The 13,385-nt window shown below is 63.4% G+C and carries 14 protein-coding genes; 9 read left to right on the top strand and 5 right to left on the bottom strand.

Annotation, left to right across the window (positions count from 1 at the left end; translation table 11 throughout):
- Positions 1–37: 37 nt before the first annotated feature.
- Entirely contained in the window at positions 38–712 is a 675-nt protein-coding gene (locus BMW76_RS10945; RefSeq protein ID WP_090865144.1) for an HAD family hydrolase, read from the bottom strand.
- A 413-nt stretch (positions 713–1,125) separates the two neighbouring features.
- On the opposite strand from BMW76_RS10945, the gene BMW76_RS10950 reads away from it, so the two are divergent.
- From BMW76_RS10950 to BMW76_RS10960, 3 genes are all read left to right on the top strand, one after another.
- A complete protein-coding gene (locus BMW76_RS10950) occupies positions 1,126–1,404 on the top strand; it encodes a hypothetical protein (protein ID WP_090865145.1) in 279 nt (92 codons plus the stop codon).
- A gap of 91 nt (positions 1,405–1,495) precedes the next feature.
- Complete coding sequence (locus tag BMW76_RS41080; RefSeq protein ID WP_177200354.1) at positions 1,496–1,702, top strand: hypothetical protein; 207 nt, start codon at positions 1,496–1,498, stop codon at positions 1,700–1,702.
- Positions 1,703–1,928: 226 nt separating this feature from the next.
- Positions 1,929–2,219 (top strand): hypothetical protein, encoded by a 291-nt coding sequence (locus BMW76_RS10960; RefSeq protein WP_090865147.1) that lies wholly within the window; start codon positions 1,929–1,931, stop codon positions 2,217–2,219.
- 112 nt (positions 2,220–2,331) lie between these two features.
- Here the strand turns inward: BMW76_RS10960 and BMW76_RS10965 are convergent, their stop codons facing one another.
- Positions 2,332–3,567, bottom strand: a complete 1,236-nt coding sequence (locus BMW76_RS10965) for a DNA topoisomerase IB (protein ID WP_090865148.1) — start codon at positions 3,565–3,567, stop codon at positions 2,332–2,334.
- 203 nt (positions 3,568–3,770) lie between these two features.
- Here BMW76_RS10965 and BMW76_RS10970 point away from each other — a divergent pair, with 203 nt between their 5' ends.
- The 4 genes from BMW76_RS10970 to BMW76_RS10990 all read left to right on the top strand — a co-directional run bounded on the left by BMW76_RS10970 (position 3,771) and on the right by BMW76_RS10990 (position 6,435).
- Positions 3,771–4,322, top strand: coding sequence for a type 1 glutamine amidotransferase domain-containing protein (locus BMW76_RS10970; RefSeq protein WP_090865149.1), 552 nt, complete (start codon positions 3,771–3,773; stop codon positions 4,320–4,322).
- A 56-nt stretch (positions 4,323–4,378) separates the two neighbouring features.
- Positions 4,379–4,906 carry a DUF4142 domain-containing protein gene (locus BMW76_RS10975; protein ID WP_090865150.1) on the top strand — a complete coding sequence of 176 codons (528 nt, stop codon included), beginning with the start codon at positions 4,379–4,381 and terminating at the stop codon, positions 4,904–4,906.
- Positions 4,903–5,262, top strand: a complete 360-nt coding sequence (locus BMW76_RS10980; protein ID WP_407668935.1) for a DUF1488 family protein — start codon at positions 4,903–4,905, stop codon at positions 5,260–5,262. The genes BMW76_RS10975 and BMW76_RS10980 overlap by 4 nt, the downstream gene beginning before the upstream one ends.
- A gap of 720 nt (positions 5,263–5,982) precedes the next feature.
- Positions 5,983–6,435, top strand: a complete 453-nt coding sequence (locus tag BMW76_RS10990) for a PA2169 family four-helix-bundle protein (protein ID WP_090865152.1) — start codon at positions 5,983–5,985, stop codon at positions 6,433–6,435.
- Between the two features lie 90 nt (positions 6,436–6,525).
- On the opposite strand, the gene BMW76_RS10995 is transcribed toward BMW76_RS10990, so the two are convergent.
- On the bottom strand, positions 6,526–6,864 hold the full coding sequence (locus BMW76_RS10995; protein ID WP_090865153.1) for a BON domain-containing protein: 339 nt from the start codon (positions 6,862–6,864) through the stop codon (positions 6,526–6,528).
- 486 nt (positions 6,865–7,350) lie between these two features.
- On the opposite strand from BMW76_RS10995, the gene BMW76_RS11000 reads away from it, so the two are divergent.
- Complete coding sequence (locus BMW76_RS11000; RefSeq protein ID WP_090865154.1) at positions 7,351–8,826, top strand: RNA polymerase factor sigma-54; 1,476 nt, start codon at positions 7,351–7,353, stop codon at positions 8,824–8,826.
- Positions 8,827–8,901: 75 nt separating this feature from the next.
- On the opposite strand, the gene BMW76_RS11005 is transcribed toward BMW76_RS11000, so the two are convergent.
- Positions 8,902–10,098 carry a TIGR03118 family protein gene (locus tag BMW76_RS11005; RefSeq protein ID WP_090865155.1) on the bottom strand — a complete coding sequence of 399 codons (1,197 nt, stop codon included), beginning with the start codon at positions 10,096–10,098 and terminating at the stop codon, positions 8,902–8,904.
- 219 nt (positions 10,099–10,317) lie between these two features.
- The gene (locus BMW76_RS11010; RefSeq protein WP_090865156.1) at positions 10,318–11,442 is read right to left on the bottom strand and encodes an FUSC family protein; all 1,125 of its coding nucleotides are present in this window, start codon (positions 11,440–11,442) and stop codon (positions 10,318–10,320) included.
- 277 nt (positions 11,443–11,719) lie between these two features.
- On the opposite strand from BMW76_RS11010, the gene BMW76_RS11015 reads away from it, so the two are divergent.
- Positions 11,720–13,312 (top strand): MFS transporter, encoded by a 1,593-nt coding sequence (locus tag BMW76_RS11015; RefSeq protein ID WP_090865157.1) that lies wholly within the window; start codon positions 11,720–11,722, stop codon positions 13,310–13,312.
- The last annotated feature ends 73 nt before the right edge of the window (positions 13,313–13,385 follow it).

A 13,385-nucleotide genomic window follows, 5' to 3' on the forward strand; every position in this document is an offset into this window, starting at 1 on the left:
CGAAGGGAGCGGGTAATAGCGAAGAGAGAGGCGCGAATCAGGGCCGCGCGGCGATTTCGTCGAGATGCTCGAGCAGATCCGCGGGATCTTCATAGACGCGCAACGCGCCTGCGCGTTCGAGCTCTTCCTGCCCGTAGCCGCCCGACAGCAGGCCCACGCCGAGCGCGCGGCAACGGCGCGCCGCGAGCATGTCCCAGATGCTGTCGCCGACCACGACGGCATGCTCGATCGGCACATTGAGCCGGTGCGCGGCGGCAATGAAGAGATCGGGGTCGGGCTTCGCGTATTTCACGTCGTCGCGTGTGACGACCACGGTCTTCGACGGATCGACGCCGAGCGCTTCGAGGTTCACGGCTGCCGTCTCCATCCGGCCGCTGGTCGCGATCGCCCATGGCGTGCCGCTTTCTGTCAGCGCGGCCAGCAATGCCTGCGCGCCCGGCAAGGGCCGCACTTTCGCATGCAGTTGCTTGTATGCGCGCGCATGTGCGCGGCGCAGACGTTCGACGCGCTCCGTGCTAATGTCGCCGCCCGTTTCGCGTAGCAGCTGATGCGTGAAGAGACCGCCGCTCATGCCGATCTTTCGATGAATGCGCCACACCGACAATTCGATGCCTTCTTCGTCGAGTGCTTCTTTCCAGGCGAGCACATGCTGATACACGCTATCGACGAGCGTGCCGTCGAGGTCGAACAGAAATGATGTGGATATACGCATGGGCTTCTCCTCTATCAAATGCGATCAGATGCGGTGGATGGGAAATCGGTAATCGAATGGACACGCAAGCCGGCGAGCAGACCGATAAGCAAGCCGACAAGCACGCCGACACGAAAGCCACGCAAGCGTGGCGCGCATTGCATGCATCGCGGCCCCTGGCGGCACAGCGCTCATATTGCGCCATTTATTCCACGAAAGATTTACGTCCGCTTTGTAAATATCAAAGAGCGTATGCGCGCGGCCCGGTTTTTTATCACGTGCGAGTGCCCGGAGAAACCGTGCCAGGCCCCATCCGGCCGGGCGCGCGAGACTTCGCAGGGGCACACCGTTTGCTGAACCGACGAGTGACGGCACCAGGTTTTTTGGCGGCAGTCAACCGCACTCATTGACCACGTTTTTCAAGGAGCTAACAGATGAAGAACCGTAAAGCATGGATCGTAGCGGCAATGCTCGCACTGTCGGGAGGCGCTTTTGCACAGACGGGCGGCGGTAACGGCGGCGGTTCGGCGGGCGGTGGCGGCAATGGCGCCGGGATGAGTTCGTCCGATGAGACGGGGGCGGGCATGGCATCGTCGGGCACACATACGTCGAAAAAGATGCATCATAAGACGTCGAAATCGCACAAGAAGCCGGCTACCGACACCACGAACGTGCCGGGCGCCGACGCAAGCAGCGATACGAAGGGACAATGACCCTTGATTCCGTCCGGTGCGCGCCACTGCTTCGCGATGCGGGTGCGATGTGGCGCGATATGCCGGACCTTTAGCAAAGGCGGGAGGAATCATGACACAGCCAGGATGGAAATACGCGTTGCTCGCGATAGCGGTCGTGTCGATGTCACTAGGCGCGGCCTGCAAGAAGGCAGACAACACCAGCAGCGACACGGGCGCAGCACCAGGCAGTAGCGGCGCGGCGCCGGCCGCAGGCGCGATGGGCGCAAGCGGCGCGATGGGCGGCGGTGCAGCAGGGGCATCGGGCGCGAGCCAATGACGTTTCGCGCAGTGACGGGGTACCTCGGGCAGTCCCGGGGTAATGAGGGAATCGGATCACGCCGCGTTCTTCATCGAGGACCTGAAGGGCGCGGCACAACGGGGGTACGTGGCGATCCGCGTTGCGGACAACGGGCAAATCAACGCCCGTCCCACTCGCGATCCGGCTTGCGCGGCAGAGCATCCACAACCGCGGCAACGGACACGCGCCCCATGGAGGTGATGTGATGCGTTCGAAAATTCACTACCAAAGCAACATCTGCGGTGGCGACTTTCAGCACGTGAAGGACTGCTTCAATACATGGAAAACGCAGCCACTCGTGTACCGGATGAACGAGCACATGTTCGAAGGCAAGCGCGAAGTCCGTCCGCTCGACGATCGCGTATTCGACAATGCGGAAGTCGCGCAACGCACGCTACTCAATACGTGCGGACCGAGTGATCCGTACGCGCTGGCAGCGGAGATTCATGACGGCGAGCGCGATATGTGGCTCGTGATGGCCGCCTACGAGGAGTGACCTCGGCACGCATGCGCTCCCCACAGAGCGTATGCGTGCTTGTGCTTGTGCGGCCAACCTGATGAGGCTAGACAGGGTACCAAAGGGGTACCAAACGCGTACGAGTCAACGCTCATGCCGTCTTTCGCGCATTCGCCTGCTTGCTTGTCCGCTTGTTGACCTGCTTGTTGACCTGATTTTGCAATGCGCTTGATTTTTTCAGTAGCGTTGTGAGTCTCGCCCGATCGACTTCCGCCGAAGCGGCTCCCCTCACGTTGCCGCCGTTTTTGCTCACGCGGCGGTTTGCAAGCCGGTCACGTTTTTCGCATTGCGCAAGCAGCGCCGCAAATGCAGCCTCGTCGACTTTCATATGACGCCTCGCGCGCGGCGGCGACAACTCTTGCAATTCACCTGCTTCGAAAGCAGCGATCACTTCGGGATGGATGTAACAACGCCTGCACACAGTGGGCGTATTGCGCAACAGCGCAGCCACCTCCTTCACTGTTGCGACGACATGACTGCGTGCCTCCGCTGCACTTTCGCAGACGAGGTGCCGCAGCGCGGTCATCGCGAAGACGCTGCCCGCCCATGTGCGATAGTCCTTCGCGGTGAAGTCCGCGTGACACGCATTGCGCAGATACTCGTTGATATCGGCGGATTCGACCGTGCGGCGCGTGCCGTCCTCGTCGATGTACTGGAAGAGATCGTGGCCCGGCAGTTCAGCGCATGCGCGCACGATGCGCTTGACGCGCGGATTGTCGACGGTCACGTCGTGTTCGATGCCGCTCTTGCCCGCAAAACGAAAGCGCACTTCGTTCGAGCGGAACTTCACGTGCTTCTTGCGCAGCGTCGTGAGCCCATAGGACTGGTTTTCGCGCGCGTATTCGACGCTGCCGACGCGAATCAACGTCGTGTCGAGCAGATCCACGACGGCCGCGATGATCTTCTCGCGCGGCATGGCTTCGCGTGCAAGATCGCGCGCGACAGTTGCGCGTATCTTCGGCAGCGCGCGTGCGAAGGCGGCCATGCGTCCGAACTTGTCGGCGTCGCGTGTCTCGCGCCATTGCGCGTGATAACGGTACTGCTTGCGACCGCGCGCATCGCGCCCTGTGGCCTGAATATGGCCGCGCGCGTCCGGACAGATCCACACGTCGCACCACGCGGGCGGAATCGCAAGCGCGCGAATGCGCGCGAGCTGCGCTTCATTCGTGATGCGCTTGCCGTCCAGATCCAGATACGCGAACCCACCCCGCGTTTTCTTGCGCGAGATGCCGGGCCGGGTGTCGTCGGCGTGCCGCAGTCCAGCGGGCATCGGCGAAGGCAACGCGTCGGCAATGGCTTCGGCCGTGTGGCGGGTCATCGTTCTCATCGGGTTGTTGAATCCTGCTCGTTCAGCGATACGGCGTAGCCCGCGCAATAGCGGTGCCACGTACGTGCATGACGCGCAGTGTCGTTATTGCAACAACACATGGGCACCGAACTTGCTCGTCTGATCGATAAGCGCCCGGCCGCGTGTTCGCGTGCCGGCAGGACGAACAATGCAGCACTCGGATAGTGAGGGAGGACGAATACATGGCTAACGCACTCACGGGATGCAAGGTTGCGGTACTCGCGGTCGACGGCTTCGAGCAGGCCGAGCTGATCGAGCCGCGCCGTGCGCTCACGGAAGCGGGAGCGACAGTACACGTAATTTCTGCCAAAAGCGGGAAGATCCAGGGCTTCAGGCACGTGGACAAGGGTGACTCCGTCGATGTCGATACGACTTTCGACAAGGCCGCGCCGAACGACTATGACGCGGTGGTGCTGCCGGGCGGCGTCGTGAACAGCGACGCGATCCGTCTGCTGCCGCAGGCGCAGGCGTTCGTCAAAGCGGTGGATCAGGCAAAGAAGCCCGTCGCCGTGATTTGCCACGGCGCGTGGCTGCCCGTTTCCGCTGGTTTGATGAAAGGGCGCACGGTCACGAGCTGGCCGAGCCTGCAAGACGATATTCGCAACGCGGGCGGCACGTGGGTCGACAAGGAAGTCGTCGAGGACGGCAACTTCATCACGAGCCGCAAGCCCGACGATATTCCCGCGTTCAACAGGACACTGATTGCGCAGCTGTCGAAGAAGAAGGCAGCGTGAGTTTCAGCGCGACCATGCTGCAAGCGATCAGAGCAGGCGCTAAAGCGGAGAGACGCATGATTCATCGCCCACTCGTTCGAGCCGTCGTACTGCCCGCGATCGTCGCGCTCGGCGCGGCGGCGTGCGTCGTCAGCGCGCAGACGAAGCTGTCGCCGGGCGATCAGCAGTTCGTGCAGGACGCTTCGCAAGCGGGCGCCACGGAGATCGCCGCGAGCAAGCTCGCACTGAAGAATTCGTCCGATGCGCAGGTGAAGACATTCGCGCAACAGATGATCGCCGATCACACGCGGCTCGCGCGCAGCCTCGATGTGGTTGCCGCGGGCAAGGGTCTCGGCAAGCCGCCGGGCGCCGATTCGGCGCTGATCGGCAAGCTGCAGGCGCTCAAGGGCGCGGACTTCGACAAGGCGTATATCGACGAAGTCGCGATGGGCGGTCATCAGAAAGCAGTCGAGCTGTTCCGGAAGGAAAGCGAAAGCGGCATGGATGCACAACTGAAGAGCGCGGCGACGCGCGCGCTCCCCGTTATCCGTCACCATCTCCAGATGGCGCAGCAACTCGCGGGTGCGCGAAAGGCATCGTCATGAACGGGATGATCAAGGTGTTCATGCCGCGCGCGGCGTACGAGGACTCTCACATGCACATCACATTCACCGATGATGCTCCCGTATTCGATGGGTCGAGCCTGGCCGTGCGCTTTACGGCGTGCGTCGATGGCGAGCCTGTCGTGTGCGCGATCACGGCCGAGGCGCTCGAAGATCACTTCGGCGCGGACTCGCCGCTCGAAGGCGCGTTGATCGGCGCGTACGAAAGAGGGCGCGCGCGCATCCGCTCCGTCTGCGCCGAGGCGCTCGATGAGAACGCAGGCGAAAGTGTGATCCTGCACAGCGGCCTGTTCCGTGTCGAAGGCATGGAGCCGGGTCGCAGCGGCAAGGCGCGCTAGTGATGCGGCTCATGCACGCGCGCGTGCCGCGTGGGCTGTATGCGTCGTTTGCACAGTTCGCGCGGCTGAACCCGAAGCAGCCAGCGATCAGACCCAGCCGTCGTTCATCCGCGAATGACGTGTGCGTTCTATTTCACGGTCATAACCGTCGACGGGACGTCGATCCCGTCGCGTCTCGCATGCTGCGCGCAGCATTACGCCGCGCGCTTCGTCGCATCTCGGTACTTCGCGAGTGGGGCGCGGTTGCGCCGTTCGCGTCTGCATGGATGCGTTGGCTTTTGCGGATGACAGCGTATGGACGCGTACCTGCGCGACGACGGCTGACGTGACGATAGCGACGAGGAGCAGACGCTCCGCGCTCCTGATGTTCATGGTGAGGCTCTCCCTTGTCGAATGCAGGCCCTTTTATGTGATCTGAGATCGTGTAATCGCCTCGCGGTCACTGTCTGCGAAAGGCGTAAAAGTGGGCCAGCGATCAATGCTGCAATATGCGTGCCTCTATTGCGAACCCTCGCGTGGTGTGGCTTTCAGCACAAAACGGGCAGTGCGCGGGGCATGAGGTCGGCATCATTTACTCGCCGCATTGGAAAAGACGCCAATCGAAACGCACAGATACGAACCGCGTCGCCGCCACGTCTCGCTACCGCTCGGGCATGCCGACTGCGTGCGTGAGCGTGTTTCATGCGTTAGCTGAAGCGTCACCTGAACGGGAGCGAAGTCATGACGACCAATGTCATTGCCGTGCTGAACGACCTGATTGAAATGTCGAAGGACGGCGAACTCGGCTTCATGAAAGCAGCGGAGGAAGCGCAACACGCGAGCGTGAACGACGCGCTGCTCGAAAGCGCCGCAAGCTGCTCGCGCGGCGCGCGCGAGTTGCAGGACCTCGTGCTGCAACTGGGCGGCAAGCCCGAAAGCGGCGGCAGCGTAGCGGGTGCGCTGCATCGCGGCTGGCTCGATGTGAAGTCGGCTGTCGGCAATCGCTCGGACCACGCGATCCTCGCCGATTGCGAGAAAGGCGAAGACGTCGCGAAGAAGCGGTTTCACGATGCGCTCGAGAAGGATCTGCCCGCCGATGTGCGCGCCGTCGTCGAGCGGCTGTATCACGGCGTGCTGCAAAATCACGATCGCATTCGCGCGATGCGCGATCAGTACGCGGCAATGAAGACCTGAGAAAAAACATGGCCGCCCATGCACATGGGCGGCCATGTTTCGCGAGCGTCGCGTTTCAGGTGACGATCATCCGGCGGCGCCCGGCGGCACTCATTCGGCCGAGATCTTCAGATGGTTTTTCACGCCCTTCACGCCCGACACGTTCTGCACGACGTCCTGCGCGGCCGTCTTGTCCTCGGCGGACGGCACCGAGCCGCTGAGCCACACGATGCCCTGGCGGGTCTTCACGTGAATGTGCGTGGACTTCACGTTCTTCGCGCCGAGCAGTTCCGCCTTGACCTTGGTCGTCACCGTGCCGTCGTCGATGTGCTGGCCGACGCTTTCGGACGTTGCCGGCGGCGCGGACGCCGCGGTCTGCGCAGTAGCGTTCAGTGCGAACGCAACGCATGCGATGCTGCCTGCGGCCTTGAGGAACGGGATGGTTTTCATGGTTTCTCCTTCTCGGTTGATGATCAGGGATGCGGTCCTGTTGTCCGTGCGATCGATTGCGGCCGTCGCCGCCGATGACCAGACCAAAGACCACTGCCGCCGCGGGTTCCGTCTGGTCCGTCGCCGACACGGGAGCGCAAACGCTGTGCGTTGCTCGCGCGACGCACGCGGTGCGTCCCTGAGAGCCGCTCAGCAAGCGATGTGCCGCACTGCCGCATGCTTGCTGTCAAGCTGCCTTTCAAATTCGCGAGAAGGAAGCCGCAACGCTTGTGGCAAGCCGCCGGGCGCTTCGTCGGCAATGCGCGATGATTGGGCTCGAATTTCAGAGCATTTGTAAATTCGGCGCGCAAAGTGCTTATTGGATCGGCATTCGGAACGGACAAAGGCGAGTCAAAACAGAGAGTTGTGAAACTTGGTACGACAGTTGCTTAACCGCTTCCAAACACTGCCGACTCGTAGACTCGAACATAGGAAAGGAAAGTCTGTATGCCGCCTTCAATTGAACTACGCGCAAAGCAATCGTTTGCGCTCACGCCGCGTCTGCAGCAGTCCGTGCGTCTGCTTCAACTGTCGTCGCTGGAATTCCAGCAGGAACTGCGCAACGCACTCGATACGAATCCCTTCCTCGAATACGACCCGAACGTACCCGACGATCTCCAGGCGGATAAGTCGCCCGATGGCGCGACGGCCGACGGCGAAACGTTGCCTGCTGCCGAACGCGACACTGCGCTCGAAGCCTCGGCGGCGGAACCGGCTGCGGAGACGCCCGTTTCGTCTGACGACGGCGGCGGCGAGTTTGCGGGAGACGGATATGGCCGCGGACCGTCGCGCTACAACGGCGACTCGGAAGCGGCGGACCCGACGGAATGGGCGCGCGCACAGCCGACGCTGCACGAGCAGTTGCACGACGCGCTGCGTCTGTACCGGCTCGACGATCGCGATCGCGAAGTGGCGCGGCTCGTGATCGAAGCGCTCGACGACGACGGCTATCTGCGCCAGGATCTCGCCGACCTGACGGACATCGTGGAGTTCGACCCGCCGCTCACGGAAGAAGAGCTGCTGGTCGCGTTGCGTCTCGTGCAGACGCTCGATCGTCCGGGGCTCGCGGCGCGCTCGCTGTCGGAGTGCCTGTCGCTGCAACTCGACGCGATGCCCGCGGATACGCCCGCTCGCGATGTCGCGAAGCGGGTCGTCGAGCATCATCTCGACCGGCTTGCGCGGCGCGAGCATGCGGAGTTGCAGAAGCAGATCGGCTGCGATGCGGAAGAACTGCGGATCGCCTGCGCACTCGTGCGCAAGCTCGATCCAAAGCCGGGCAATTCGTATGGCCGCGCGGACGACAACTACATCGTCCCCGATGTGATCGTGCGCAACGTCCGCAACAAGTGGGTCGTGACCGTGAATCCCGCCGTGCTGCCGCGCGCGCGCATCCATCGGATGTACGCGGAACTGTTCGCGCAGTCGGCGGGCGCGAGCCGCTCGCCGCTCGCGCAGCAGTTGCAGGAAGCGCGCTGGCTGATACGCAATGCGCAGCAGCGCTTCGAGACGATTCAGCGCGTCGCCGAATGCATCGTCGCGCATCAGAGGCCGTTCTTCCAGTACGGCGAGATCGCGTTGAAGCCGCTGGTGCTGCGCGACGTCGCGGAAGAACTCGGCCTGCACGAATCGACGATCTCGCGCGCGACGGGCAACAAGTACATGGCGACGCCGCGCGGCATCTTCGAGTTCAAGCATTTCTTCCCGCGCGAACTCGGCACGGAGAGCGGAGGCACCTGCTCGGCGGCGGCCGTGCGCGCGCTGCTGAAGGAAATGATCGCTGCGGAAAATACGCGCGATCCGCTGTCGGACGTCGCGCTTGCGAAGATGCTCGCGGACCAGGGCGTGCTCGTCGCGCGACGCACGGTCGCGAAGTACCGTCATCTGATGAAGGTGCCGCCGGCGGAATTGCGTCGCCAGGTCTGACGCCGTCTCGAGCCAGCAGAAAAACGGCCGCTCTTGCATGAAGAGCGGCCGTTTTTTTATCCACGATGAAAAGCGCTACATGCCCGTTCCCGAACCTCCCGTCGAGCTCGTGCCTGTGCCCGATCCCGTGGTTGTGCCTGTGGTTGTGCCTGTGGTTGAGCCTGTAGTCGACGTCGGACTCAGATCGATTCTTCCGTAGACGCCATCCGCTTCGTCATTCGGTCCGGCTGCGAAGAACAGCGTAGTCGAAGGCTGGTTGCTGAGGTCATTGCCGAATGCGAGGCCCCATAAGCCGTCGTGGACGATCGGGCTGCCCGTCGCGCCATTGAGCGAGCCCATCGATTGCCCCGTCGATGCGTTGAACGCGTGAATCAGTCCGTCGCCGAAGTTGCCGATCAGTATTGCGCCGCTCAGCGAGCCGAAATTGGCGGGCGCCTGCGCGATGCCCCACGGCGCGTTCAATGCGCCGCCCGTCGCGAAGTGCTGCTTGAGATTGCCTGCCGTGTCGTACACATCGACCATGCCGAGCCCCGCGCCTTTGACGTCGTCGTGTTTTGCGGGGTCTTGCATCGCGTAAGTGACGAACAGGTTCGTGCCGATCGCCTGAATGCCGAACGGTGCGAAGCCGGCGGGAATCGCCGGATCGTGGAAGCCGCCGGGCATCGCGACCTTCGCGAAGCTGGTGTCGAAGACGTCGATCTTGTTGTTGTGGAAGTCGGTGGCATAGAGGAAGTTGCCGCCGTTGTTCGCCGCGAGCGCGAGGCCTTTATACACGGCGCCGCCTGTGCCGTCGTCGTACATGGTGAACGCGTTGGTCGGTCCGACGGCGGGCGCCCACGCGGTGATGGTGCCGCCTTCGCCCGCGAAGATGAACGCGGCGATCCCTGATTTGCCGTTCTGCGTTACGTTGAAGCTCTGCGTGCCGTTGAACACGATGCCCGTCGGCGATGCCGTGCCGTTCTTGCCGTTGGGTATCGTGACCACCAGCGATTGCGGCACGCCGTTGCCGTCATAGAGTGTCGCGACATTGGTGCCGTTGTCCGCGACCCAGGCGAAGCCTTTCGGATTGAAGGCGACACCCCACGGGTTCTTCAGGTTCGGGTCGGTGTGCGATGCGGGCACAGCGCCATCCGAGACGAGTGACGTCGCGGTGAACGACGACTGCACAGGCGGGCTGGGATTGTTCGAGCTGGAACTTCCGCCGCATGACACGAGTGTCGCCAGAGTGGCTGCACACGCCGTAATGCCGAACACCTCGACTAGAGACTTCATGGCCGTACTCCTTTTCCTGTCTTGTCCACAGGACGTGACGGTCATTGAACGAGGGGCGAGCGATGTTTATTCCTGGTCTGCGCAGACTTATTTCGCGCGTGATTTCCAAGGCTGAAGAGGGTGAGTGGAAGGGGGCGTCCTGCAACGAACGGGACGCGTGATTATTCCGTTCTTCTGATTAAAAGCGGAGAGCACAGCCGCGTGCCGTTTGCGCCTGACTCACCCCTCACGCTGACGCAGCGGAAAAATGAACATCGCCGCGCACAGCCCGAGCACGCCGCCGATCAGCGTCTCCCATGCGCGCGCGGCGAGCAGCGGCACCGAGTGTACGCCGCTCGCCGCAAGCGTGACGATCAGCGTAAATGCGAACGCGCCGCATGCGACGTCGTAGCGCTCGGGCAGCGACATCGCGTAGACGATCATCGCCAGCGCGGCCGCGACCCAGATGACGAGCGGCGCGTGCTCCGCGACCGGCAGGCAGACGATGCCGAGCGGCACACCGACGAGCGTGCCGATGATACGTCGTCGCACGCGCTGCACGGTGCCTGTCGCTGAGCCCGCGACGACATACGTGCATGCTGTGATCGCCCACGCCGATTCCTCGATGCCGAACCACGCATTCAATGCAACGACGACGAGCGCGCCGCTCGCGGCTTGCAGACCCATCACGAATTCGGGCGACGGACGCCCGGGCACGGGCGGCGGACCAACGCCGAGCGCGGCGACGAGAGCAGGACGTTCGGCGGGGCCGCTCAGGAGCCGCGGAACGATCGACGCAAGCATCGCGATCAGTCCGGCAATCGCGATCGCGGGCAGATCGGCGAACACCAGGTGTGTGCTGTACGCCATCAGCTGTCCAATGTAGATCTGCGAGCCCAGCCCCGCGCCGAGCACGCCGAAGCGCTTCAGGTAGCCGACGAGGAACGCGCCCGTCACGAGCGTGAGTTCGGGGCCGGCGTGACCGAGGCCGAGAAGCGGCTGCGCGAAACACACGTACATCGCGGCGCCCAACGCGGCGGCCGCGCACAGCGATGCGAGGTCGCGGCTCGACTCGGGGCGCGTCGTGCGCGCCTCCGACACGCTGGCCCACAACGCGAAGCCAGCAGCGAGCAGCCCGACGGACACGTTGCGCGGCAGTCCATGCGTGACATCCTGCAGCGAGCCGAGCGCGGCGGCGAGGCCGTATGCCGTCACGAGGCGCAGTCCCTTGATGCGCCGGTGCGTACCGGGATCGATCCGCTCGAGCCAGTTGCCGATCATGGCAAGGGCATGCCGCAAGCCACCGCCGCGGCGTGCGGGAGACTCGGGCGGCTCGTGATCGGCAGGATCGGTGGAGGATTCCATATGACGCGACGGCTGGCCGCATACCTATGTTCGGAATGGCTACGGAAGTATAGGCAGGATCGGCGACTGTTATCCCAATGCCCAATGCAATCCCTGCGCGAAAAAATCGATGTGTGCAGCCAGCTTAAAAGCGGTCGACATACACAGCACTGCACGCCGACAAGGACACGCCGCGAGCAATCGCCTTGCTATTTTCAGGCGCGCGTACCACTCTGCATGAAGAAAACCGCCTGTTTGCACGCCGGCAACGGGCGCGTCCTTCCGGGTGGAGCACGCCATGATGTCCGCCATCGCCGTTCACGATCCTCACCGTCAATTGCTGCCGTTTCGCGAATCGCTGCTCGCGATGCTCGGCATCGCATTCGTTTCGATGCTGGTCGCGCTGGATCAGACGATTGTGGGCACGGCGCTGCCGCGCATCGTCGCCGACCTGAAGGGCTTCGATTTCTACGCGTGGGTCGCGACGTCGTACATGCTCGCATCCGTCATCACGATCCCGATCTTCGGGCGGCTCGGCGATCTGTACGGGCGCAAGCCGTTTCTGCTCGCGGCGATCCTGTTGTTCACGCTCGCGTCGATACTGTGCGGGCTCGCGACCAACATGCTGTTTCTCGTGGCCGCGCGCGGCCTGCAAGGCATCGGGGGCGGCATCCTGATCGGCACCGTGTTCGCGACGGTTGCCGATCTGTTTCCGGACCCGAAGCTGCGGCTGCGCTGGCTCGTGTTCGTCACGTCGTCGTTCGGCATCGCGAACATCGTCGGGCCGACGCTGGGCGGCGTGCTCACGCAGATGCAGGGCTGGCGGCTCGTGTTCTTCGTCAATGTCCCTATCGGCGTGATGTCGCTGGTTTTCGTGCAGATGTTCGTGCCGAAGCTGCGCCGGCTGAAGGAACGCGGGCCGATCCAGCTCGACTGGCTCGGCGCATTCGTCCTCGCCGTGACGTTCGGTGCGCTGCAACTGCTGATTGAATTGCTGCCGAAGGAAGGCATCAGCGGCACGACGGTCGTGCTCTTCGCGATCACGACCGTCTGCGGGTTGACGCTGTACTTCTGGGAAAAGCGCATGGGCTATCCCGTCGTGCCCGTGGATGTGCTGCTCGACCGCAAGCTCGCGGCGCTGTTCGCGATGGCCGTACTCGGTGGCTTTGCGCTGTTCTCGATGGTGTTCTATGTGCCGCTGCTGTTCCAGGGCGGCTATGCGATGTCGCCGCACGACTCCGGCATGCTGATCACGCCCTTGCTGCTCGGCACGACGGTCGGCAGCGTGCTCAACAATCGCATCGTCACGCGCATCCGCCGCGCGAACGGCCTCATGTATATCGGCTTTGCGCTGTGCGTGATCGGCTGTCTCGCGCTGGTCGCGCTCAAGGGCAACGAGCCGCATATCGTATGGATGGCGTGCATGGGGCTGAGCGGACTCGGGCTCGGCCTCGTCGTGACGAATCTGACGATCTGCTCGCAACAGATCGTCGCGCGCGATCATCTCGGCGCCGTGACGGCGCTGCTGCAATCGCTACGCATCTTCGGCGGGATGCTCGGCACGGCGATCACGGGCGCGCTGCTCGGGCATCTGTACACGCAGGGTGTGAACCGCTCGCTCGATTCGTATCAGGCGGCGCAGTGGCTCAAGTCGTTCGCGAGCCCCGACGTGCTGGTCGATCGCGCGGAGCAGTCGGCGCTGATCGAGCGGCTGGTGGCGGCCGGGCATACGGGCGACCCGATGATGCACATGGCGCGCGAAGCGCTCGTCGTGTCGATCCATATCGGGCTTGCCGTCGCGGCGCTGGCGGCGTTGATCGGGCTGTGCCTCGCGTGGTTCGTGCCCGCCGTGCAGGTCACGTATGCGGAGGCGGAAGCGCGCGGCACGTGACTTCGTTCACGTCGTCATCGAGGTTGTCATTCGGAGTGTATCGGCTTGCTTTCGCCGGGACGGGCGGCCGCTT

It is taken from the genome of Paraburkholderia diazotrophica (genome assembly GCF_900108945.1).
Classification (GTDB): Bacteria; Pseudomonadota; Gammaproteobacteria; order Burkholderiales; family Burkholderiaceae; genus Paraburkholderia; species Paraburkholderia diazotrophica.